This window comes from Nostoc sp. LEGE 12454, assembly GCF_056620565.1.
The window spans coordinates 15,204-39,830 of the sequence record NZ_JBWQXL010000035.1 but is presented as its reverse complement, the minus strand read 5'-3'; the positions used below and the strand labels follow the sequence as shown (position 1 = coordinate 39,830).

Annotated in this window: 20 protein-coding genes; 9 read left to right on the top strand and 11 right to left on the bottom strand. The window is 39.9% G+C overall.

Going from position 1 to position 24,627, the window contains the following annotated elements; translation table 11 throughout:
- Window positions 1-27: 27 nt before the first annotated feature.
- From AC1F2U_RS26095 to AC1F2U_RS26080, 4 genes are all read right to left on the bottom strand, one after another.
- A complete protein-coding gene (locus AC1F2U_RS26095; RefSeq protein WP_480263737.1) occupies window positions 28-831 on the bottom strand; it encodes a hypothetical protein in 804 nt (267 codons plus the stop codon).
- A 183-nt stretch (window positions 832-1,014) separates the two neighbouring features.
- Window positions 1,015-1,665: a hypothetical protein gene (locus AC1F2U_RS26090; protein WP_480263736.1), complete on the bottom strand. Its 651-nt coding sequence runs from the start codon at window positions 1,663-1,665 to the stop codon at window positions 1,015-1,017.
- Between the two features lie 317 nt (window positions 1,666-1,982).
- Window positions 1,983-2,552, bottom strand: coding sequence for a DUF3611 family protein (locus AC1F2U_RS26085; RefSeq protein WP_480263735.1), 570 nt, complete (start codon window positions 2,550-2,552; stop codon window positions 1,983-1,985).
- Window positions 2,553-2,931: 379 nt separating this feature from the next.
- On the bottom strand, window positions 2,932-3,309 hold the full coding sequence (locus tag AC1F2U_RS26080) for a response regulator (protein ID WP_094351958.1): 378 nt from the start codon (window positions 3,307-3,309) through the stop codon (window positions 2,932-2,934).
- A 192-nt stretch (window positions 3,310-3,501) separates the two neighbouring features.
- Between AC1F2U_RS26080 and AC1F2U_RS26075 the strand changes: the two genes are divergently transcribed.
- The 5 genes from AC1F2U_RS26075 to AC1F2U_RS26055 all read left to right on the top strand — a co-directional run bounded on the left by AC1F2U_RS26075 (window position 3,502) and on the right by AC1F2U_RS26055 (window position 11,021).
- Window positions 3,502-5,580 (top strand): ATP-binding response regulator, encoded by a 2,079-nt coding sequence (locus tag AC1F2U_RS26075; RefSeq protein WP_480263734.1) that lies wholly within the window; start codon window positions 3,502-3,504, stop codon window positions 5,578-5,580.
- Window positions 5,581-5,797: 217 nt separating this feature from the next.
- Window positions 5,798-6,421: a hypothetical protein gene (locus AC1F2U_RS26070; protein WP_480263733.1), complete on the top strand. Its 624-nt coding sequence runs from the start codon at window positions 5,798-5,800 to the stop codon at window positions 6,419-6,421.
- A 511-nt stretch (window positions 6,422-6,932) separates the two neighbouring features.
- Window positions 6,933-8,741 carry a response regulator gene (locus tag AC1F2U_RS26065; RefSeq protein ID WP_480263732.1) on the top strand — a complete coding sequence of 603 codons (1,809 nt, stop codon included), beginning with the start codon at window positions 6,933-6,935 and terminating at the stop codon, window positions 8,739-8,741.
- A gap of 43 nt (window positions 8,742-8,784) precedes the next feature.
- Complete coding sequence (locus AC1F2U_RS26060) at window positions 8,785-9,834, top strand: AI-2E family transporter (RefSeq protein ID WP_480263731.1); 1,050 nt, start codon at window positions 8,785-8,787, stop codon at window positions 9,832-9,834.
- 89 nt (window positions 9,835-9,923) lie between these two features.
- On the top strand, window positions 9,924-11,021 hold the full coding sequence (locus tag AC1F2U_RS26055; protein WP_480263730.1) for an AI-2E family transporter: 1,098 nt from the start codon (window positions 9,924-9,926) through the stop codon (window positions 11,019-11,021).
- Between the two features lie 260 nt (window positions 11,022-11,281).
- Here AC1F2U_RS26055 and AC1F2U_RS26050 read toward each other — a convergent pair whose 3' ends face one another.
- Genes AC1F2U_RS26050 through AC1F2U_RS26025 form a run of 6 tightly spaced genes read right to left on the bottom strand, consistent with a single transcriptional unit; the run spans window position 11,282 to window position 17,724 of the window.
- Window positions 11,282-12,508, bottom strand: coding sequence for an HhoA/HhoB/HtrA family serine endopeptidase (locus tag AC1F2U_RS26050; protein WP_480263729.1), 1,227 nt, complete (start codon window positions 12,506-12,508; stop codon window positions 11,282-11,284).
- 30 nt (window positions 12,509-12,538) lie between these two features.
- On the bottom strand, window positions 12,539-13,138 hold the full coding sequence (locus tag AC1F2U_RS26045) for a DUF2238 domain-containing protein (protein ID WP_480263728.1): 600 nt from the start codon (window positions 13,136-13,138) through the stop codon (window positions 12,539-12,541).
- 44 nt (window positions 13,139-13,182) lie between these two features.
- Entirely contained in the window at window positions 13,183-14,532 is a 1,350-nt protein-coding gene (locus AC1F2U_RS26040) for a DUF2254 domain-containing protein (protein ID WP_480263727.1), read from the bottom strand.
- The gene (locus AC1F2U_RS26035) at window positions 14,529-15,536 is read right to left on the bottom strand and encodes a mechanosensitive ion channel family protein (RefSeq protein WP_480263725.1); all 1,008 of its coding nucleotides are present in this window, start codon (window positions 15,534-15,536) and stop codon (window positions 14,529-14,531) included. The genes AC1F2U_RS26040 and AC1F2U_RS26035 overlap by 4 nt, the downstream gene beginning before the upstream one ends.
- 32 nt (window positions 15,537-15,568) lie before the next feature.
- On the bottom strand, window positions 15,569-16,384 hold the full coding sequence (locus AC1F2U_RS26030; protein ID WP_480263723.1) for an ion transporter: 816 nt from the start codon (window positions 16,382-16,384) through the stop codon (window positions 15,569-15,571).
- Between the two features lie 56 nt (window positions 16,385-16,440).
- Window positions 16,441-17,724, bottom strand: a complete 1,284-nt coding sequence (locus tag AC1F2U_RS26025; protein ID WP_480263722.1) for a TIGR00341 family protein — start codon at window positions 17,722-17,724, stop codon at window positions 16,441-16,443.
- A 703-nt stretch (window positions 17,725-18,427) separates the two neighbouring features.
- Between AC1F2U_RS26025 and AC1F2U_RS26020 the strand changes: the two genes are divergently transcribed.
- From AC1F2U_RS26020 to AC1F2U_RS26005, 4 genes are all read left to right on the top strand, one after another.
- The gene (locus tag AC1F2U_RS26020) at window positions 18,428-19,342 is read left to right on the top strand and encodes an S-layer homology domain-containing protein (RefSeq protein WP_480263720.1); all 915 of its coding nucleotides are present in this window, start codon (window positions 18,428-18,430) and stop codon (window positions 19,340-19,342) included.
- A 224-nt stretch (window positions 19,343-19,566) separates the two neighbouring features.
- Window positions 19,567-20,451, top strand: a complete 885-nt coding sequence (locus AC1F2U_RS26015; protein ID WP_480263719.1) for a DUF2382 domain-containing protein — start codon at window positions 19,567-19,569, stop codon at window positions 20,449-20,451.
- 444 nt (window positions 20,452-20,895) lie between these two features.
- Window positions 20,896-23,136, top strand: coding sequence for an HD family phosphohydrolase (locus AC1F2U_RS26010; protein WP_480263758.1), 2,241 nt, complete (start codon window positions 20,896-20,898; stop codon window positions 23,134-23,136).
- Window positions 23,137-23,234: 98 nt separating this feature from the next.
- On the top strand, window positions 23,235-23,702 hold the full coding sequence (locus AC1F2U_RS26005) for a four helix bundle protein (RefSeq protein WP_480263718.1): 468 nt from the start codon (window positions 23,235-23,237) through the stop codon (window positions 23,700-23,702).
- A 108-nt stretch (window positions 23,703-23,810) separates the two neighbouring features.
- Here AC1F2U_RS26005 and AC1F2U_RS26000 read toward each other — a convergent pair whose 3' ends face one another.
- Complete coding sequence (locus AC1F2U_RS26000) at window positions 23,811-24,584, bottom strand: sucrose-phosphate phosphatase (RefSeq protein ID WP_480263716.1); 774 nt, start codon at window positions 24,582-24,584, stop codon at window positions 23,811-23,813.
- Between the last annotated feature and the right edge of the window lie 43 nt (window positions 24,585-24,627).

Below are 24,627 nucleotides of genomic sequence, written 5' to 3'. Positions count from 1 at the left end.
TCCTGATAGACAATGCTGTAGAATCCCTTATTGCGGAATTGCTGAGGGATATACCTCTGTTGCAACTAATACAGGTTTATTCCTGTATTCTACTTCTAGCTGCTTTTGTAAGGTTAAATCCCATTTAAGGTCGTAATCTCGTTCTAATTCAGCTACAACAAACGGGCGCAACACACCTGTGACTGCAACTTTCTCACCTTCATTGACAGTTCCTTTCGGATTACTGACGCGGATCACTAACAAGTCTTGTCCACCAAATAATTTGTCTTCATCAAGAGTGAATGAGTTTGCATTTCTAATGTTTTCGACTTCACCTGTCACTGCCAAGTTTTTACCGTAGTATAGTTGAGGGTTTGTGGTAAGTTCACCTGGTTTAGGAGCAAGTGCAATTGATTGAGCGATAATTGCAGGTTGGGTTTCGTACTCTTTGTACAAGTTTGGATCTAAGCCCAAGTTGTAATCTCGATTAATATCTGCAATCACCAACTTACGAACTGGGCCTGTCGCTTGAATTGGTGTATTTGGGTCAGTAGGCAGGGTGAAAGTTTTACCCGAAGCGTTTACAACTAAAATTGGTTTAGCACTAAAAAATTGCTTATCGGCAATTGTAAAAGTTGACGGCCCCAATTTTCTGACGGGTGTACTTCTAATTGTTACAGTTTTACCAATTAGTTCGTTTGTATTATCTGCGACTTCTTCTGTAGTCACATTGGTTTCTGGTACTCCGGCCTGTTGATCTAATTCGTTGGTACAACCTCCAAGCAGCATTGCAGATATTGCTAGAGCAATTGTTCCTTTAGAACTCCATTTAGTTTGCATAAAGTTGGTCATTTCAAAATCTCCATTTGGGTTAACTAATTATCAGGTTCAGATCGTGACTTATTATTCAAAATCTTTTACGTCAGTCCTAGTGATAATTTTTAAACTGAACCTGATATTATTGAACGACTACAAAATTTTTGATTTGTTGTTATCAGCGTTTTCAGGCGTTCAACATTTCTGCGGTGAATTATATTAATTCAAAAAGACTTGACCATCTCTTTGAATTCTCAATACGCCTTGATTGTCATCGAAATTGGTTGTTTCATCTAACGAGACTGCGAGTGTCCCTTCAGAAGTAGACGTGGGCATAACTTTAAGCAGTCCACCATCTTGACGTACCAAAGTAATACTAATAGGTGTTGGTAAGCCTCGTAGGACAAACTCTTGTCCACCTGCTAGATATCGAGGTTGGGTCTGACCAATTGCTTGATAAGAGATACCAGCGTTAGTGTTATTTTTCAATTTCACATCGACTGTACCTGCTGTTGGTGTGATAGTTGCGATCGCACTTTGCCGACTTTCTGGAGCAGGTGGTTGTATGACATTAACATTTGTGCGTCTTCCATTCATAGGATAGGCAGGAACCATAATACTCTGAGAACCAGTATTTCGCTGTTGTCTTTCAAATCTTAAAGTTGCAGCATTCGGTGGACATCCTGCTGGAACCATAACTCGATCGCGGTGTGGTTCTTCATAGAAAATTCTAGGGCAAGGATTAATTTGGGAAATTCGCGGCTGCGCTACTGCTGATTGACTCATTGCAGACAAACCAATTAGCAACGTTCCAAAAATTGTTCCTACCGATCCAACTTTTTTGAAAGAAGAATGATTGAACTTGTGCATAAATACCTCCTGATAATTTTATCTTTGCTTGTTGTTTTAAAATCCCAATAGTGACATCTAGTGAAAGATGAGAAATACTCTTAACTTAGAGAATATTTAATTTTTTTTGCAATAATTCAAATTTTTGATTATGTACTTTAGGGAAAGTTGAGCCGCTCAACCAAAAGAGGAGACATGAAAACAGACTGTATTTTGAGGTTAAATCTCAATGGTGGAAAAGTCGAGGAGAATTCTAATACATTTGGCAAATACTACTTTCGATATAGATTAGTACTTCCATAGCAATAGCTGACAAAATCAAATCAATACTGCACCTATTAATCTTCTAACCAATAAAGTAGACCAAGAGAAGTAACTCCACCAAAAAAGTGAGCGCCAATCATGTTGACATTTGCTAACATTACAAAAATGTCTAGCGAACGAATTACATTTTCTGCCTGATAAATTGCGACACCTTGAGGTTGTGCTACTGCTTTACCCAAAATGATTGAAACCGTCACTTCCGAAGCAATAAAAGCTATTAATAACCCTACCAAACTCACGAGTAATCCAATTCGTAAATTTTGAATTACGTCTTCCTTCTTGGGATGGTTTTGAGAATTTGGTGTTTGTAAAAGTTTAGCCATTTTCCGATAACGCAAAGCCCAATAGACTCGAAAGCACAGCAATAAAATACCAACAATAGCCAAAAATATCCCAAACCCTATACCTGCATTGCTTGTCTGAGTAGTAATGTTACGGCTAAAGTATGCTAACAATACAGCAATGCCAGAAATCCCACCAAGTACTAATTGTACCCAAAAACTAATTCGACTTACTAAACGCAATGTAGCAGCAAATTTTTGTTTGCTTGGTGGATGGGAAAGTGATTCTAAATTATTTATCATATACCCCCTAAGTAGATATTTTAAGTAAATAGATGAAATTAGAGTTTAATCTCATCTATATAATAAAACTCACCAATTAATGTATTTAATTTTTGAAATACTAGTTGTTTTACTGAAAAGAATTCATCTTAAATTCAGAACTACTATTTATTGATTTAGTTCTAAATTAGAGAGTAAAAGTGGAAAACTAGTGGAGGATATATGTTTTCGGAAAAAACTACGACTTCAGAAAGAGACTACCAAAACTATAGATAGACCTTTTTTTAAAGCAAATCTATCCTAAAGTAGAGAGACTACAAGAATCTTATCTCTGGCATCTAAATTACCACAAATAATTTAGGAATAGCTAAATTGGAAACACCAGATTTTTTAATATACTTTAGCTCAGGCTCAGTGCTGCTGCTACTTGAACAGCTAGTTTCTGAGGATTAAATGGTTTACTGATTATGCCTCTGACACCTAGATTATTAAATAAGCTTTTGTCATTATTACGTCCTCTTGCTGTAAGGAAAATCACAGGTATGTGTTTAGTTATTTGATTAGCTTGTAGTTTTTGAAAAGTTGTCAAACCATCCATATCAGGCATCATTACGTCCAAAAGGATAGCATCGGGTTGAGATGACTGAGCTAAGAATAATCCTTGATTACCTGAAGTAGCAGTCAATACCTTCCAGCCCCCCATTATTTCCAGACAAGTCTGAATCAATTGACGGATGTCATCTTCATCATCAATAACTAAGATTTGCTTAGAGGTCATCGTTATTATTTTCCTTTTTTAAATTATTATTACTTAGTGCTTTAATTATTCCAATGTAATGAGGGGCATTGTTTAAAGCTACCATCCTCTTAAGATTAATTTCTAATGGTAAAACTTGAAAGTGGAAAACTAGGGTAGAAGTTTAATAAACAGATGACATAACCAGAAGTAATAGACCAAAAGTAATAGAAAATGTGGAGATTGACACGATGGGCTTTGCCTCGCCTTCCCTACGGAACGCCCCGCGAACAGCGATTCTCGCAGCTAAAAGGCTATAGCATTGCATTCTTAACGGTTTTACTAGCTTTACTGCTGACACTGCTTCTATGGCAGCTACACAGGCTGAATTCTATTTACCCACTGTTTTTAGCTGCTGTCATGGTTAGTTCCTGGTATGGTGGCTTAAACCCAGGATTGTTGGCAACTTTTTTGTCTGCCATAGTCTGCGCCTACTTCCTTTTGCTCCCTTTCTATTCTTTGTCTGTTACTGGGTTCGGTGTGGTGGGGTTGGTTCAGTTTGTGCTGGTAGCAGTGTTGATTACATTACTTAACACCGCACTGCGTCAGGCGCGATCGCAAGCTCAGAAAAACGCGCGAGCCGCCCAGCAAAATTACGAGTCTCTACGTCAAATCCAAGACACTCTGCGCCAAAGTGAAGAACGTTATCGATTGTTAATAGAAGGAGTAACTAATTACGCAATTTTCATGCTAGATCCCAACGGTAACTTTACCAGTTGGAACATTGGAGCCGAGCGTATTTTAGGCTATCAAGAAGCAGAAATTATTGGTCAACCTTTTGAGCGAATTTTTTCACCAGAAGCAATTGAGCGCGGACAACCACAACAAGTATTAACAAAAGCCATAACTGAGGGTTTTACTAAAGAAAATCGCTGGCATATCCGTAAGGATGGGACTTTTTTCTGGGCGCATTGTGTAATCACTCCTTTACGAGATGAAAATGGAAATCTGCGCGGTTTCTCTAAAATTATGCAAGATATTACTGAGCGCAAACAAGCCGAGGAAGAAAAAGAGCAACTGCTGTTACGAGAACAAGCTGCACGCGCTGTGAGCGAAGCGGCGCAAAGTGCAGCAGAAGCTGCAAACCGTTCCAAAGACGAATTTTTAGCAATAGTATCCCATGAATTACGTACCCCCATGACTGCAATTATTGGTTGGGCGGGGATGTTGCAAACGGGTGTGCTAGACGAAGCTAAAGTAACTCTTGCATTGGAGATAATTGAACGCAATGCTAATTTGCAAATGCAACTTATTGAAGACTTACTTGATATTTCGCGTATTGTTAGAGGAGAACTTTCACTCTCCATTGATTTGGTAGATTTAGTAGAAGTAATTACAGCCGCGTTCGAGGTTGTACAATCATTGGCAGATGCTAAGAGTATTCAAATTGAAACTATACTTGATACTTCAATAGAAAAAATTTCGGGTGATTCAGATCGCTTGCAACAAGTTGTGTTAAATTTACTCACCAATGCAATTAAATTTACACCCAACGACGGACGAATTAAGGTGCAGTTGTCAAAGGAATTGGGGAGTGGGGAAGAATTTTCCCAACCCTCAATTTCTAACTATGTTCAAATTCAAGTCAGTGATACGGGTAAGGGTATCAGTGCTGACTTTCTACCTCATGTATTTGAGCGCTTTTGCCAAGCAGATAGTAGTCATACTCGTTCAAATAAAGGACTAGGTTTAGGGCTAGCGATCGCTCGTCATGTGGTAGAACTGCATGGTGGCACAATCCAAGCCCAAAGCCAAGGAATAGGGCAAGGTGCAATATTTACAGTCAAGTTGCCCATTTTAGAAGAAAGCAGAGGAGAAAGTCTTTCCTCCTCATCTCCCTCATCTCCCTCATCCCCCAATCCCCTTACCAACTTGCGAGTGCTGGTTGTAGATGACGAAGCGGATGTGCGGCAGTGGATTACCGCAGTACTCGAAGAGTGTGGAGCAAAAGTTAGTACTTTTAGTTCTACAAGACAGGCACTTGAGGCACTAGAAGAATTACATCCAGATGTGTTAATCAGCGACATTGGGATGCCAGGCGAGGATGGCTACGCGCTGATGCGTAAAATCAGAGAAATTGAAGCAGAACGAGGTGGGCGGATTCCTGCTGTTGCACTGACGGGGTATGCCAGGGTAGAAGATTACAAAGAGGCATTAGCAGCAGGGTTTCAGCTACATGTTGCGAAACCAGTTAGAGCAGCTGAGTTAATTGCCGTTGTTGCCAGCCTGGGTAAAATGTCTGATAAAATCTGAGCAATTTTGCAAATATTGCTCAGATCCACAAGTTTTCCACTTTTCCTAGATAACTTCAAAAGTGTAATTCAGGCGAGAAATGGTGTTATCCATACAGTTAATGAAGTTGGCTGACATCAGCTTGAATCAGTTAGGAAAGTAACAGTAATTTGGTTGCATATTAGATTGCTTTCCAATGCCTGATTCCTTCATGCAAAATTATTTGGAAATTTGAAAAATGAATAGTATTTGGTTACAGCGATTTTCTGCGTTGTTTATTTTCTCCACAATCACAATGCTTGGAAGTGGATTATCTGCTCAAGCACAAATACCGAATCCCGGTAAAATTTCAACAACAGCAGCCGATTTAGTTCCCCAGCCAACACAACCTGCTTCTAAAACTTCTGCTGAGGTGGCGCAAATGGATGTTAATCCAGGTCGAACTACCCGTGGTGGCTCCAGCTATATTGGAGTTGCTGGCAACATTGGTTTAGGCGGTGATTCAGCTTTAGGTGAAGGTAGCTTTATGGTGATCAGCAAAATTGGGCTGACGCGTACCTTTTCTGTACGTCCATCTGTGGCGATTGAGGACGACCCTGTTGTTCTGCTTCCTCTCACCTATGACTTTAACTTTCGGACAGCAGATGCTTTTGAAGATACATTCGCTGTAGCACCATACATTGGGGCTGGCGTAGCGATTGAAACTAGTGATGATGCAGACGTTGGTTTGCTTTTATCGGGTGGTGTAGATGTTCCTTTAAATACTAACCTCACGGCAACAGCAGGAGTGAATGCGGCGTTTTTAGATGAAACAGATGTCGGGCTGATGATCGGAGTAGGTTACAACTTTACTGGGTTGTAAAAAAGGCTGTAATACCCATTTGGAAAATGATTACGATAGATATTTTTTTGAATTGCTGACTGAGACGCGATCGCACTTTAACAAAATCGATGGTGTATCACTGGTGCGGCTGTTAGTCAAACGACATCCGGCTTAATCATACCGTAGGTATTCCTAACTAGATGAACAAAAATATTTAATGTCATTGCGAGCGATCGCAATGACATTGTGTAATTAATTCGGTTTACTTAATTCTTAAGGTAAATAACTGCTTAACTATCGCTTGTTCGTCATCTTTTCGCTCTAGTCTATATCAGTATTGCTCTGTTAATGCTACATTACTACCAGGTTTTCTACTGTCCTGACTTGTAACAGCCCCAAGTAAATGTTTTGTCAAAATAGATTAGACGTGGCGAATCTGTTACTTAAACCTTGCCTTTGATAGATGCCATATAAAACTGAAAAGGGCATAACCTAAGTTATATAAATTCGATTACAGCAATCAGGGTTGCTTCTAAAAGCAAACATTTTCATGAGAATTCTGTTGGTTGAAGACGATGATTTGCTTGCTCAAGCTGTAGCAAGATATCTTACCAAACAAAATTATGTGGTTGATATTGCAGCTGATGGTGAAGCCGGTTGGGAATTGGTACATGTCTGTAACTATGACCTGATTTTGTTAGATATTGTTCTGCCAAAGTTAGATGGCATAAGTCTTTGTCGGCAATTACGACAGTCAGGTTATCAAATGCTGATTCTTCTTTTAACGGCAAAAGAGACTAAAACTGATAAAGTTATCGGTTTAGATGCCGGAGCAGATGATTATGTAGTCAAACCATTTGATTTTCAAGAGTTATCAGCTCGGATTCGTGCTTTATTACGTCGGGGAAATACTTCTTTACCTCCAGTTTTAGAATGGGGAGAGTTGCGTCTCGATCCTAGTACTTGTGAAGTGACTTATGCAGACATTTCTCTAAATTTAACAGCAAAAGAATTTAGCCTTTTAGACCTTTTTTTACGCAACAACCAGCGCATCTTTAGCCGGAGTGCGATTGTAGATCAACTTTGGAGTGCTGAAAAAGATCCACCTGAAGAAAATACGATTAAATCTCATATCAAAAGTTTACGGCAGAAACTAAAAGCAGCAGGTGCATCCTATGATTTTATAGAAACTGTCTATGGAATGGGTTATCGTTTAAAAGCTCTAGATCGTGAGCAAAGTTGCCCAAAACATGAGCCAGAAATAGATTTAAATCAACAGCAAATTCTACTAACAGCCATTGCTCAAGAGCGGGAAAGTTTCAAAGCTAAGGTTGGTTCGCGCATTGCAGTATTGAAACTAGCAGCTGATGCTTTAAGAAAAGGTACACTTGACGCTCAATTGCGGCAAAAAGCAGAGCAAGAAGCTCACAAGCTAGCTGGTTCCTTGGGTAGCTTTGGCTTTCCAAAAGGTTCGCTATTAGCCAATGAGATAGAAGATTTACTTCAAAATAAAAAACCTATTAGCCAAGTTAAATGTTTTTATTTAGATAATCTTTTGCTGGAGTTGCAACGAGAACTAGAAAAAACCCCAGTTGAACAAACCCAAGGTCTACTATTAGTAATTAGTAACGATCAACAAGTAGTTGAGGAATTGAGAAATGAGGCTGAGAATCAGGAACTACAAGTTAAGATTGCTACTAATATCGCCACCGCCAGAAGTATAATCATATCTTTAAATCCTGATGTGGTGCTACTCGATCTTGATATTGAGAAAGATAGTTTGAAGCTAATAACAGAATTATCCCAGCGAACACCACAAATACCTGTGTTAATTTTTACAGAGCGAGATAATTTTAGCGATGCCTGGGGCGGGCTTCACCTACGCCTAGAGGTTGCACGATCTGGCGGACGTGCTTTTTTGCAAAAATCCATGCCTCCTAGCCAAATTTTGGAGTCAGTGGCCCAAGTTTTACAACAAAATCGTATTACTGAAGCGAGAGTAATGGTTGTAGACGATGATGCACAGGCGTTAACTGTCATACGACAAACCTTAGAACCATTGGGACTTACTCTAAAAACTCTTGAAGATCCACGAGATTTCTGGGATACTCTGACAGAATTTTCTCCAGACCTGCTAATTTTAGATGTAGAAATGCCTCATATCAATGGCATTGAACTTTGTCAGGTAGTACGTAACGATCCGTACTGGAAATTGCTGCCAGTGCTGTTTCTGGTTGATAATTTATCAGCAGATATTGTTGAGCAAATATTTGCGAGCGGTGCTGATGATTGTGCAAACAAAAATATTAAACAATCACAACTAATCACTCGAATATTGAACCGTGTAAAGCGAAGATAACTATTAAAAAATATAGAATTAGTAAATAAAAATAACCAAATATATGAATAAACCTGTAAAACAGCCAACTAAAAAAACTTTTTGGAGTAAGCTTAGTACAAATACACTAGTTCGCTTCTTACTATTTGCTGCTTGTGGTTGGGTATTAGTAAAAGTTTTCTGGTATTTCAAAAATGTAGTTTTTATATTTACCTTTGCGACAATTTTAGCACTCATTCTTAACTATCCTGTGCGCTACTTAGAAAGGTTTGTGAGGCGAGGTTTTGCCTTGGGTACAGTCATGGTTATCAGTTTATTAACAATAATTTTCCTATTTGTATTTGTTGGTAATACATTGGTAACGCAAACACAAGAATTAGCAGGTTTACTATTACAAATTATTAGTTCTAATAACAATCCTTTTAATGAATTACAAAGCGCATTAGCCGCTCGAAATATTCAAATAAATTTAGAGGCAGTAGAAACACAAATTCGCAACTGGGTTGTGTATGGCATAAACATTACGTTAGGCTTTTTGCCCAATTTATTAGAAAGTTATGTCGGATTTATCATTATTATTGTAGTTGCCTTTTTTATAATGACTGATGGAGAAAAAATCTGGCAACTGATTCTTAATAAGATTCCCGATAATCAACGCGATCGCTTTGCAACAGCTATTCAAAAAAACTTCATTGGTTTTTTGCGAGGTCAATTGCTAATCTCATTGATTCTTAGCATTGCCACTTTTTTGGTTTTCGCACTTTTTCATATCCCATTCCCGTTTCTTCTAGCTATCACTGTGGGACTTTTTGACCTGATTCCCGGTATCGGAGCTACACTAGGAGTTAGTTTAGTTTCTCTAATTGTATTGGTACAAAGTGGTTGGTTTATTAGTATAAAAGTATTAATCTCTTGCATAGTTTTGCAACAAATACAAGATAATTTGATTGCACCTCGTGTAATGCAAAGCACAGTTCACTTAAATCCCCTAGTAGTATTTTTTGCTCTTTTAATTGGTACACAAATAGCTGGTTTATTAGGAGTATTTCTTTCTATACCCATTGCTGGGGTAATTGTTAGTTTGTTAGAAATTGAGGAATTACAAGCTAATTAAAAAAATAAAATTAAATAATTTATTGAATAAAGGAGAAGTTTGGAAAGTGAATTTTTAGGCTATAAATAGCAAAATTTTGGAGGTGAATTGTGCGTTTAGGGCAATTGATCGGGTTTCTCGCTCTTGTTATATCTCTTTATGTTTTATGGCAAATTCGACAAATACTTTTGGTGGTATTTGCAGCAGTAGTTTTAGCTACAATCCTAAATCAACTAGTGAGGTTTTTTCAAAGATTTCGCATTAATCGAGGCATTGCAGTTGCCATATCAGTTATTCTCTTATTGGTCGTTTTAGTCGGGTTTTTTGCACTGATTGTGCCGCGTCTTATTGACCAATTACAACAATTTGGTAATATTATGCCTATAGGGCTAGAACGATTGCGATCGTGGAATAATTGGTTACAAAATGTAATTCCTGACCAACTATTAGAAAATATTCGAGGACTTAGGTATATCACCCAAGGTTTACAAGATTGGTTAAATCGATTAATAAACAACTTTTTTAGCTTAGTCAGTAGCTCGCTTTCTCTTATTTTAGGTTTGCTGCTTTTTGTAGCTCTTACCATCATGTTATTAGTCAATCCCTCGCCATATCGGCAGGGATTTATAATGTTATTTCCTGCTTTTTATCGTCAGCGAGTTGATGACATTCTAAATAAGTGTGCAGTCTCGTTGACTGGCTGGATAAAAGGCACGCTACTGACTATGCTGGTCATTGCAACATTCAGCTATATTGGACTGTTGATTTTGGGAATACCATTGCCATTAGTTAATGCTATTTTGGCAGGATTATTAGAATTTATCCCCAATGTTGGGCCAACCTTGAGTGTGATTCCGCCTGCACTGCTAGCATTAAATGAAGAACCTTGGAAAATCGCCGCAGTTATAGCTTTGTACTTTGGAATTCAGCAGGTTGAAAGTTTAGTTATAGTGCCTTTAGTGATGAAAAGCCAAGCATCTCTACTGCCAGCAGTTACTTTGGTAGCAGTGGTGTTTTTTGGCAGATTTTTTGGATTTTTGGGTGTATTTCTCGCTGTTCCGTTAGTAATTGTGTTTCAAACATGGATAAAAGAAGTTTTAGTCGAGGATGTACTCAACAATTGGCAGCAAAATAAAAAAGATAATCAAGAAGAGAAAGTATTAGCTGTGGTAAATGGCAAGTCTGAATCATCTGTTGAAAACAGTTGATAAGTCATATCAAGTTCGGGTGATTACTTATAATAAAACTTCTCAATGTAGGTTGGGTTGAACGGCAGTGAAACCCAACATGAACAAGGATCAAGCGTTGCAATACTGCTCGGTTAAGGGAAATTGTAGGTTGGTTAGGAGCGTAAGCGTTACCCAACAAATCTCGGTAAATGTTGGGTTTCGTTCCTCAACCCAACCTACAGATATTATAAGTATTTAACCGAACCTAATATCAGGTAAGCATGATCTACCTGACAAACTTAAGGCTGGATGTTGTTTGGAGATGCCAGTGGTTCAGGTTTTACTGTAAATGCTAAGTTCTGTGCGTTGCGTAGCACTTGGATTTGTAAGTTATTATTTAAGCCATTCTTTTCAATAATTTGCTGAACTTCTTCAGACGTAGTAACGGGTTGATTGTTAATTCTGAGAATAACATCTCCTGGGCGCAATCCGATTCTGGCAGCAGGAGAATTAGGAATAACGCGAATAATAAGAATTCCTTGCTCTGCTACAATGCGGACGTTACTGTTTGGATAATCCTTGACTCTTTTCTTGACTTGAGGTGTTAGTGTCACCATCTGAAGACCTAAGTAAGGATATTCAACTTTGCCTTGAGTAATTAATTGCTGGGCAATTCTTTGAGCTGTATCTATAGGAATGGCAAAGCCGATACCTTCAGCACCTTGGATAATTGCAGTGTTAACGCCTATGACTTGACCGCGAGCATTTAAGAGTGGCCCGCCTGAATTTCCGGGGTTAATTGCTGCGTCGGTTTGAATATAACTACTAGGTCTGGTGGAGAGATTTAAGGAACGGTTGATCGCACTTATAACACCTACTGTTACTGTTTGTTGTAAACCTAAAGGATTACCGATCGCAACTGCCCATTGTCCTGGTTTTAAAGTATTGGAATTTGCGATTTCTACTGCTGGTAAGTTATTACCAGGAATTTGCACAACTGCAACATCGCTCACCGTATCTTGTCCTAGCACTTTGCCCTCAACAGTACGACCGTCAGAAAATGATACCGTCACCGTATCTGCATTGTTAACAACGTGAGCATTGGTGAGAATCCGCCCATTGGGATCGATGATAAAACCGGAGCCTACACCGCGCACTACTCGTTCTTGAGGCTGTGTTGGTACAGTATCACCAAAAAAGCGCCGAAAGAATGGGTCATTTAATGTATCAGGTAATTGTGGTACTGCGCTTCTGATAGTTCGGGAAGTATTAATTTGAACTACAGCTGGTTCTACTTTTTCGACAACTTCAACTACAAAATTATTATCCTCAGCAGTTGGTGTTAGAGGGCGCGAACTTTGATTCTGTGTCTCCTTAACTGTCGGAGAAGTAACAATTGGAGGACGAACTTTTCCAGAAAAATCTGTTGAACAGCTACTCAAAAAACCTGTGGTTATGCCAATAAAAGGTAGCAGCAGATGAGTTGCTAGTTTCCGAGTCAAAAAATAATTTTTTGATGTATTCATAGTTCTCTAAAGTATTAAATCTTATGTAATTTAAATGTATGTCTCAGTTTGCGAATGATTTGCCTCTGCATTACGACTTGTCCAGTTTCGCAACACCCAAAGGCTAATTAAAGCTGCTAATCCAGCACCGAGACTGTCCATAACTAAATCAATAATGGTGTCATCCAAACTTTCAATCACTTGAGTGCTGAGAATTTTACCAGCAGACCATTCCGTGACTTCCCACAAAGCACCAATAGCAATCCCAAAACTAGTAATTGTCACTAAATACAAAAGTGTATGATTCCGAAATATATTCAACATTGAACCATAGACTAAAAAACTGAGTGCTAGGGTAATTGCAGAAGTCGTATAAGCATGAACAATTTCGTCATAGGGGCCTGGTATACCAAACAAATTCCATACCCAACCAGTAGCATTGAGCAATGCAGCCAACACAAACAAAAAATCAAATAAAGTGGGTAATTTATCATCGCGGATGACAAACACAAAGGATATAACAAGGAAGACTGCAAGACCCAGGGCATTTGACCATTTACCTTGAACTGCTGCGGCTATGACAAAAATCGTTAGTAGAGCCTGTCCTATCCATGCGATAATTCGATAACCTTTCCAATTCAGAATTTTCATAATTATTACCTCAAAAATGTTAATTTAAAACGCTATTTTTATACTTAATCCCAATCTTTATTATTGTCATCATTATTTAAGTTTTTAATGACCTGATAATAACTCTCTTCTACATCTTTGTAGTCTCGTTCTTGTGATAGTCCTTCACGGCTATCTTGTAAAATCATGTCAGCATGATGGCGCAGGCTTGCTTGATATTTAGAATTGTTGGTATAAGTAGCAATTGCAGCGATAGCTTCTAACAAACGAATAGTTACTCCTGCATCCGATTTTCCATACTGCCGAATTTGGTTAAAAGCACGATCAACCAATCCTTGAAAATCGACTCCTTCGGCAATGAAGCGCAATTTTTTATTTTTATCGTAGCGGTAGGGCGAAGGGAAATCTCGTTGAACTAAGTGGCACAGCCCTGCGCTAATTCGGTCAATACAGCGAATTGCAGTAAATGGATCATTTATTCCAGGGGAAATGGCACGCAGAGCTATTTCTACTAATTGATCGATTGGAAACTCTATATCCTGTTGTTCTGTACGTTCTTTGCCTAAAATAAAAGCATCATTGATTTGTTTAGTAAGTTTTTTATTTACTTTTTCCCCAGGAAAAACCAAGGCTAAATCGCTACCTTGAATTAGAAATTTTCCCGGTCTAACCTGAAGGCGTATTAGCAAATTATGTTTACAAGCAATTTCCATCAATTCCCCATTATCAATTGCTTGTAAATAACCAGTGCCATTAGCTCGAATCGGTAAAGCTTCTTTCTCAAAGGACATGGGAATTTCTTCTATTCCTTGTCTATGTTCTGGTTCACCATGCCCAATTCTTTCTGGAAATAGCCGCTTAATTGCTGAATGTAAATCCTCACTAACATTTTGGATTACCTGAGATGCCTGAATTATGGTTGAAGCATGATGGATAAAATAAATTAATACACCAATGCTAATAATTGCGAGTAAAGTGCCGACTGTAACCGAAAGTTGTGGCACATATTGTTCGTATCCATCTCCTTCTCCATGAATTGTCCGCAGTACAAACAAGCAGTAGATGAACGTACCAATAAATGTGCCTAGTACAATTTGATTACCTGTATCCTGCATAAAATTACGCAGTAGTCGCGGCCCGAAATTGGAAGCAGCCAATTGAAGTGCCACAATTGTAATTGAAAAGGCTGTAGCAGCAACGCTAATCATCGAACCTGCAACCGATCCTAACAGCGATCGCGCCCCATCTGCTCCACCACCGTAAACCCACCAATAATCAATGTTTACCTTGCCTGTACGGTCAAGATTCAGCATTGTGAAAGCTAAAGCAGTAGCTCCCACCGCCATAACTGCCGGTATGAACCAGTAACTTGAGTGGAGTTGATCCCACAGTTTGCTTATCTTGACATTTTTCATTGTTCGTTGCTTTGAGAATCTATTTTGCCGTTATTATCTTGTGAGGAGCGTGCTTGAGCAAGCAAAAGAAGTGAATCGCTGATGCGGCGAGGCTTCGGTACTTCACCTTTACCAGATGGCCAACCTTCACGCTGACGAGAGCGGTTTCCATCTGTCTCTTCTGTCTGGTCGTGGAACAGAATTTGTTGAGTTGGGAAGGGCAAATCAATACCGTTTGCAACCAGCTTTTTCTTGATTGCAATAATCACTTTATCCCGCGAAATCAGATTATCTGCGCGTCGTGGTGGATGAACCCACCAGCGTACCCGGATGTTGACAGTGCTTTCGGCTAGTTCCATTGCTAGTACATCAGGAGCCGGGTCTTTTAAAACCTCGTCTACACTAAGCATTGCGTCTAGCATTAACTGCTTGGCACGGTCAATGTCGTCGTTATAGCCAATGCCGACATCGTACTCTAATCGTCGATTATCAAATGCAGTGTTTACAGTTACCGAATTAGTAAATAATTCTGAGTTGGGAATGACAATCCGCCGACCGTCATAAGTTCTGATTGTTGTTGCGCGTGTCTCAATATTTTCGACTGTTCCCTCAAAGCCTTTAAAAACAATTTGGTCATCAATTTGAAAAGGTTCAGTCAGCAGAATTAAAATTCCAGCTAAGAAATTTTGCAAAATATCGCGGAAAGCAAAACCAATTGCAACACCACTAATTCCCAAAAGTTGTACCAAATCACCGGCTCTAAATGTAGGAATCACAATGGAAAGGGCGATAAACAACCCAATCAAAATTGTTAGTCCTTGCGCTAACCTTCCTAGTACTAGTCCCAGATTTCGCGCAGAACGACGATTGCGAGTTAACCGCTTGACCACTACTTTAATTCTGCTGGCAACAAACAAAAAGAAGATGAAGACAATTAACCCTAATACAATGTTCGGTAGCAAAGCTATGAACCCGTTAACCATGCTTTGAACCTTATCCCAAGCTGTCGAGATTTCTGCATTCATCAAGTTTCCTCACAAAGTAATTTTTGCTAACGTTAACGCTCAGAATTTTGATGCAATAATTCTTGAATTTCCCCGCGCAATGCTGCGATTTCACTCTGAAGCATTTGAATTGATTTCGCTCCAGCTAACTCTGCTTCGTCATCATCGGCATCACGACCAATAAAAAACGTCGCCAGAGTTGCAGTGACATAACCAAACACGGCAAACGCATATAACGCTAAGAAAAAACAAAGCACCCGACCTTCGGGCGTTTTGGGCGAATAGTCAGAACCCATTGTTGTCATTAGCATTGCTGTCCACCAAAAAGCAGTGCTGTAGTTATGCAGCCCTGATTCCACAGGAACTTCGTTTTCAAACGCATACATCCCTGCTGCTCCTACTACAGTAACGATCATTGTTAACGCCACAACATAACCAAACCCTCGACGGCTAATACTTGCTGCTAAAACCCGCATTCCTCGGTTAGCACGAGTCATAACTCGCAACAGTTGTAGCCCTCGTACAGCCCGTGCTGTTCTTAATACCCGTACCAGCCGTATAATCCGAAAAGTACGCAGCGCTGGTAACACCAAAGAAATAGCTGTTAGCCAGTTGCTTTTGATATAGTCAGGTTTGTGAGGAGCGATCGCTAGTTTAAGTAGAAAATCTAATATAAAAATAATCCAAATAGTGATGCTAAAGGCTTCCAGTAAAGAGTTTAATCCCCAGATGATCTCGATGATGAATAGTGCTAGCCATACAAAGCCCAGCACTAACATTGGAATTTCTAGCCAATCTTCCAACTGTTGCAAGACTTCATTACGTTCTCTTTCTAGGGCTTGTTTTTCTGAAAGCTTTGGACTACTCATGAGATTAATTCGTAATTCGTAATTCGTAATTTTAGAGAATTTTTAGAGAATTGTCCTTATTGTTTACTAGCAGGGGTTTCTAGTACTTTGACATCAACTAGAGGTGTCACATTTAAGTCCTGTTTCAATAATTGGGTTTGAATTGATTGGGTGAGGCGTGAGCGTATTTCTTCACTAGACGCTGTAGCTCCCGGTTGACGCTGTACATAAATAACAGATAATAAGGTATCCTGCCCTTCAATATTGGATCGTGTGAAGCGCACATTTGACTCGACTAATTTTGCTAAACCAACTTGCTCCACAGTTTTCTGAACTTGGGCGTTAGCACGTTGGGCTAGGCTAGAGCGTTGTAAATTGGGAGAATGAGAAAACTGCCAAGTCAGCAAAAGAGCCAATGCGATGACAGTTATCACTAAGGCAGAAAAGAATACCCGTTTTTTACCACGCCCATAGCGAGTTCCTTGAGCAGATAACCCGAACACTCGGAACAAGAGTGCTGCTGAAAAGTTAATACCGCATAGTTGCAAAAACAGTAAGAATAGCTCCGAAATTACCATGTCCCATCTGCCAATTGCACTTGCCATACCTACAATTCCCGCAGGTGGAGCTAAGGAAGCGGCAACTAACATTCCGGTTGCTGCTCCAGATACTAAACTACTCCGTTCTGACTGCACCAAATTGAGCGCCCCTGCTGCTCCGGCTGCCAATGGTAAAATCACTGCTACTGCTGAAACCTGGCTACTTTCTACCATTAAACTGGTGGGAATTTCTTGCCGTAATATCAGGCTAAGTAGCCAAGTAGTGGCAATTGTGACTGCTAAAGCGGAAAAATATCGTAAAATACTCCGTCCTAAGAGTTTGCGATCGCCCCATGCAGTAGCGATCGCTGTATTCATGGCCGGGCCTGCAAACGGTGCAATCAGCATTGCCGCCACCAGCAAGTAAGCTGTATTAGTATACAAGCCAATCCAGACTACAAAGCCTGCCAGTGCTGCATAACCAAGAAAGCCTCGCCAAGAGCCAACACTTTGCAAACCAGAAAGAAAAATCTCAATCGGACTGCGTTCTTCCACATCTACAACTTGTTGCGGCGCTTCCGATGCGGGGGGTTGCAGAGTGATCACACCAGTTGGTATGAGCGTAATTTGTACTTTGGGTAAGTCTTGCAACTTGTCCAGAACTTTGCCAACTTCCCGATTGGAAACGTGAACAATCACTACATCAATCGGTTCTTCTGCATTTCCTTCAAATCGAGCCAGATTTGTGCCGTTATGAGATTTGGCAATATCGATAACAGCTTTTCCATTTCCTCGTGGTACTTGGATAATGAGTTGACGCATTCTACCCTCCTACCGCTAACCATCTTGCGTTTTCAGACAATAACTCTACTATCCAAAGAAAGATTTTTTGAAAGATGTATCTCATATTCAATTAACACTTAATTTTTGTACGTAAAATGGGTACATAGTAAAACAACTGATAGTTAAGGTAGCAAAAAAGTTATATAAGGAAAATTTCATTAATTTATCGTTTGAGACTTAGATTAAATCTAAATAGTGGAAAAGCCGTGGAGAACTCTGCTATATTTTTATTCTCGAAAGCAAGTTTTATATTTTATTACTTAGATTTATACCAGTCCTAAATCATTCGTTAAAATTATATTTCTCTTTTTTCTTTCTTTGCTTTGCATCCTATCCTACCCTGCGGGAAGCCACTCCGTGTCTATGCGTCCTTTTCTAACGAGATGCTGCGCGTTGGTGGAAGCCTCTCGTAGAGATGGCGGTTCGTTCCGTAATCTATATTTTTCACCACTAAAATAAGATTGCTATAAAATTCTTCTATTAATAACATAAACCGTTACTAAAACAATGAAATTTTTGATATTTTCATTGTTGCGTTATATATCTAAAGTAATAAGCATAGTCAGTCTTTAGTAGTGTTTCAAGTTGTAGGAGAAATTTCTCCACTAAATTTCCACTATTTTTTAATAACTATTGAAGTATTAGAAATAATGAAGAATTGAAAAAACAGGGGACATGGATCATGACACAGTTAACTAAGTTCGTTTCAGCAGGTGTATCTTTACTAACTTTAAATTTCACAGTACTAGCAGTTGGAGCATTAGAAACATCTGCTCAATCTTCCCCTACAACTACCTTTAGTGATGTTCAATCTAATTACTGGGCACAGCCATTTATTCGAGGTTTGGCTGCAAGAAATATTGTAACTGGATATCCTGATGGTACATTTCGACCAGAACAACCAGTAGACCGAGATGAGTTTGCAGCAATTATTCGTAAAGCTTTTGATCAACCACCAACTCGCCAGATACAAAGTGGTGCTGTATATAAAGATGTTCCTACTAACTATTGGGCTACTCGTCCCATTGAAGAAGCATATCAACAAGGATTTATGACAGGTTATCCTGGTGGTTACTTTCGTCCCAATCAATCAGTTTCTAAGGTTGAGGCTATAGTTGCTTTAAACAAAGGTCTAAATCTAACTACTGGTACATCAGCAGTTACTGTACCCACAGTTACGCAAAGAGTAGTTCCTCAAAAAATCGCACAAAAACCTGTAAAAAGACGTATTTTAATGCCGCTTGCTGTTACTACTTTAATGCAGCCTTTATTCATATCAAAGGCCCAGGCTGTACCAGCTAATGCTGTGAATCTTAATCGCCCTGCGTCATTTATTATTACTAACACTTACGCAGATGCTAATAAGATTCCACAATATGCAGTTGGAGATGTAGCAGCCGCTACTAAAGCAAATATAGTGGTCAACTATCCAAATCCTAAAGTTCTTAATCCAAGTAAACCTGCAACTAGAGGAGAGATTACGGCTTTAGTTTATCAAACTTTAGTTTCCCAAGGAAAGATAGAACCAGTTGCTATTAATTTACCTGCTAATCAGTATATTGTTCGTACTCCGATCAAAAAACAAAAGGCTCAATAAGTACGAATTTCTCCGAGATTTTTGCTGATTTCAGGTTTAACAACTTAGTTATAAGCCTCTATAATCGTATGCAGAGATTTACTTTTGGTTTGATTAACCCGAATTTTTTAAAACAATTAATTCAATAGTAATGATTTTTTAGACATTAATATCTTTCTTGAGAAAGAAGGATTAAAAAATTATATCCTTACGATTGTAAATATAGATGTAAAAGGAAAAAGAATATGGCTTTATATAAACTCGAAGACTTTGCTGGTAACTATGGTGATGCAGATTTTGATAGCTATGAAGTTAGGGATTTTGATGTCTATTCAGATATAAATGACGATAAAGTTGGGACTGTCAAACACATCTTGGTGGATGATTCGGGTCATTTCCGCTATTTAGTTGTTGACACAGGTTTTTGGTTCTTTGGTAGACAAGTATTGTTACCAATTGGGCGTTCCCGAATAAGCTATAGCAATAGATGCGTGTATGCTATTGGACTGACGAAGGAGCAAGTAGAAAATTTACCAGATTTTAATGATTTGGAACATGTTGATTACGATTATGAGGAACGGGTGCGTGGAGTTTATCGTACTCCCGTAAGACAAGCACCTTTAGAGACATCAACACCTGTAGAGACATCGACACCTGTAAATGCTCCACCAGTCTCTAGCGATCGCAATACATATACGTATGAAGATGAACCAAATCTTTATGATATGAATCAGCAGGATCATCAAAATCTGAAACTATACGAAGAACGTTTAGTTGCCAATAAATCTCGTGTTAAGACAGGAGAAGTCTCTGTTGGCAAACACGTTGAAACTGAGACGGCAAGAGTTGCTGTGCCAGTTGAAAAAGAACGCGTAATCATTGAACGCACTACTCCAAACGAAGCTGGTAGAACTGTATCGTCTGGTGAGGCTAACTTCCGTGAAGGAGAAGTTACTCGGATGGGGATTTATGAAGAAACCCCGAATATTCAGAAGGAAGCGGTTTTGCGTGAGGAAGTGAAAATTAAGAAAGTAGTTGAACAGGATACAGTTGAAGCCGAAGGTACTGTTCGTCGTGAGGAATTAGACGTTAATACGAATGATGAGCGGTTGCATGAGAGAAGAAGCTAAATGGCTTTGAGATAACTGTTAATGAAATATCCCCGCACTTACTTAGCTTTTCAAAGTGCGGGGATATTTCATTAACATTCAAAGTTAATTTTGAATAGATTGCGATCGCTATGCGGGTGCTGTTGTCCAACCATCCTAAAAGAATGGTTGCACCATCGCCTATCCTGGGGCGTAGCCTATCGCCAACTGTGGGGGAATGGCAAAATATTAAAAATACCTGCGGTAGTAGGGTAGTGAGTTAGATAGGGGAGGAATGTAAAGTAAGTTTTGTTGTAGATAAAATAGATTGGTCACTGATATCGATAATTGCCCAATTATAATGAACAAGCACTATAGTGGTGTAGTTTTTGGGGGTGATGTTTGAGTTTATTTCGTAGGGATTACAGGCAAACTAGACCTAAGAGTAAGCGATCGCATCTAAAAAACCGTCTCTATTCTGCTGGGATGTTTTTGTTTGTCGTACTATCTCTCTCCAGTGGACTAGGCTACCGTTTTTATAACCAACCAAAGCTGGATGTAGATAAGATAGCTCCTCAAACACTTACCGCACCAAGTTCAGCCAATGTTGAAGATGTAAAAACAACAGAAGAAAGACGCAGGGAGGCTCGTAGCGGTGCTTCAGCAGTCTGGGTTGACGATCCAGTAATTAATGAGCAAATCCATCAAAATCTCCAGCAATTATTCACAAAAGGCAATCAAATCCGCGAAAATTTGGGCAATTTTCCCTTTGTTAAGACTTCGGTGTTGTCCACTGCTACACAAACTTACCTGCGACAAGCACCAGAACCTCAATGGCAGCAAGTATTACGAGGTTTGGATAAAAATAGCAATCTGACTGGTTTAAATTCTGCCCAGCAGCTAGCAGTGAAAAAACTGCGAACTTACCGAGAGTCTAACTCCTCCCAGGCTTTTGCTCAACTATTAAAAGCGATCGCCCAAGCTCGTCAGCGCTATAATATCAGCCTAAAAGCCCTGAGCGCGATGTCTAAAGACAACACGCAAAGCGTCTATGCCCAACCCGAAACCCTTTACGATGCCACTTTCTTAAACCTGTCTGATACAGATTGGCAAAAAACTCAAATCCAAGTGCGTCAAACTTTAGACCGAATGTTAGCACAGGGCATTTATCCAGGGCTATCCAAGGCTAACCTGAACTCTGCAATCGGGATGCAGGTGAGTGTTTCTGTGCCAGAAACAGCACAACCTTTAGCCAGCCGATTGCTATCAGAGGCGATCGCACCTAATCTAATTAAAGATATTGAGCAAACCAAGCTGATTGCAGAACAAGCAGCCGAAGCAGTAGAACCGGCGATCGTCAGCATTCAAAAAGGTGAAGTTATCGTTCAGGCTGGAGCAAAAATTACCCAGGCTGATTTTGTTCTATTAGACCACTTTCACTTGAGTCAACGCGGAATCGATTGGCTGCATCTGATTCGTTTTAGTGGGATGGTGGGATTGGCTGTGGCTGTTTTCAAATTGGTAGAACGAAGGATTTACGCCAAATTACGACGAAGCGATTATCTCTTGATACTGCTCCTTACTCTCAGTGCGCCGTTGCTAATAATCTTGACCAAATCATTTACAGGCTTACCTGCTATTGGTTTGCTTCTTGGTAGCTTCTACGGTACTGCGATCGGAGGTACTGTTATGGGGTTACTAACGATATTGCTCTCAATGGGAACGGAACTTAGCTGGCATTATTTAGTACCTAGTGCAGCTGGCGGAATTCTTGGCGGATTGATGGCGGGACAATGGCGATTCCCTGGTAGAGAAGCACTGCGAACGCGAGAGGAATTAGCTACCTTGGGAATCTTAATTGGGTTGACGCAGGGAGTAGTTTATTTGTTGGTCAACACTGCGATCGCACCCCTTTGGTATGCTGTGCTGGGTGCAGCAGTCCTCAACGGTTTAGCAGGGTTAGTTTGGAGCATCTTAGCACTAGGTTTAAGCCCCTACCTAGAAGCTTTATTCGATCTAGTCACGCCTATTCGTCTGGCTGAATTGTCCAATCCCAACCGACCTTTATTAAAACGCCTAGCTAATGAAGCTCCTGGAACCTTCCAGCACACACTGTTTGTCGCTACTCTAGCAGAAGCTGCGGCACGAGCATTAAATTGTAATGTGGAACTGGTTAGGGCTGGGGTTCTCTATCATGACATTGGTAAAATGCATGACCCTCTAGGATTTATTGAAAATCAAATGGGAGGTATTAATAAACACGATGTGATTAACGATCCCTGGAAAAGTGCCGAAATTATCAAAAAGCATGTGAGCGAAGGGTTGGTAATGGCTCGTCAACACAAGCTACCGAGCGCTATTCAGGCATTTATTCCCGAACATCAAGGAACCATTTTAATTGCATATTTCTACCAACAAGCACAGCAACAAAATCCTGAAAAAGTTTTACACGAATCAGATTTCCGCTACGACGGCCCCATTCCCCAATCCAAAGAAACGGGGATTGCTATATTGGCTGATGCTTGTGAGGCGGCATTACGCTCCCTCAAAGACGCAACCCCAGAAGCAGCACTGGCAATGGTAAATAAAATCCTGAAAGCACGTTGGCAGGATAATCAGTTGGTAGATTCAGGGTTAACACGGGCAGAGATGTCTCAAATTGCTCATATTTTTGTCCAGGTTTGGCAGCAATTTCATCACCAACGGATTGCCTATCCTAAACTTTAGATATTAGCTAAGGCTACTCCTGGATTTCCAAAGTGCAATACCTGCACTTCTCACAAGTGATAAATTCAGGGGGTGTGGGAGGTGTGGGAAGATGAAGAATGAAGCGGTCGAAATTAAAGAATATGGAAGAAAAAGGGAAAAAGTATTTTAGAACTCATGAGGATTTAGCCATTTATCAATTAGCATTTGAGACGGCAATGCAAATTTTTGAATATTCTAAAAAGTTTCCAGTTGAAGAAAAATATTCATTAACTGACCAAATTCGTCGCTCCGACGCTCGAAGACTCGCTACCGCTTCGCTATCTCGCTCTGTCTGTGCAAATATGGCAGAGGCTTGGAGAAAACGGCGATATAAAGCCGCTTTTGTCGCTAAACTGAATGATTGTGTTCGCGGAGCGTGTCGTAGACAGGCAGAGGCAGCAGAAACTCAAGTTTGGTTAAAGTTTGCTGTGAAATGTCAATATCTTACGGTCGAACAAGGAAGAGAACTCTACGCTCCTTACAATCAAGTCCTTAGTGGGTTAGTCAAAATGATTACCCATCCAGATGATTGGTTACTTGACTAAATTCCCACACCTCCCACACTCCCCACACTCCCCACACTCCCCACACCTCCCACCCTATGAGTGAGAAATTCGGGGATAGAGCTCATTAGAAATGGGTTGCGATATCATCTATGGTGGGGCGTAGCCCATCGCCTTCCAACTATTAGGGAATGGCAAAATATTAAAATAAATCAATCCTTCAAGAATACCCGCAGCACCAGGGTAGTGAGCTAAAAAGTGCCAAGGGTAATGCGTCTTGTAATACCACCACAAAAGTTCCGTTTGGGCATTACCAACGATAATCCCAGCTGATGGCTGTTGAAATAAACTGATGTCATTTCCAGAACCTCCACAGATAACGGTTGCATCTAATTGCGCTTGCAGCAATTCTTGCAGATATGCAGTTGCTTCACCTTTGTTACTGTTCTTGGGTATGATATCAACGTCCCGCCCATTGCTAAAAATCACCTCAGACTGCAATCCAGTAAAAGTTAACAAATCCTGCAAATCATGGATAACCTCAAGCGGCGCATCCATATCTAGGCAAAAGCTTAATTTATAGGGAGTTTGTTCGCTGTCGGGTTGAGGTATCAGTGCCGGAAAGTAGCTAGCAATTGTCCAAACTGCATCCCAATCCCAATCTTTTGAGATTTGATTTGCCCAATCCTTTTCTAAAAGCACACCTTGTTGATAAATTTCAGTACCTACACTAGCGATTAAATAATCGGGTTTCAAAAGCTGTGCTTTTGTTATCACCCGACGACTAGAAGCATAAGAGCGTCCGGTAACATAGACTAAGTAAATCTGATTGCGTATAGCTTCTAGCCTTTGGTTTAAAGCGGCAATAGCTCGATTGTTCCCAACCAAGGTATTATCTAATTCAATCACCAAAAGCAGTTTCATCTTTGTTTGTTTTCACTAAAATAGTACAGTATTGATAAATCTC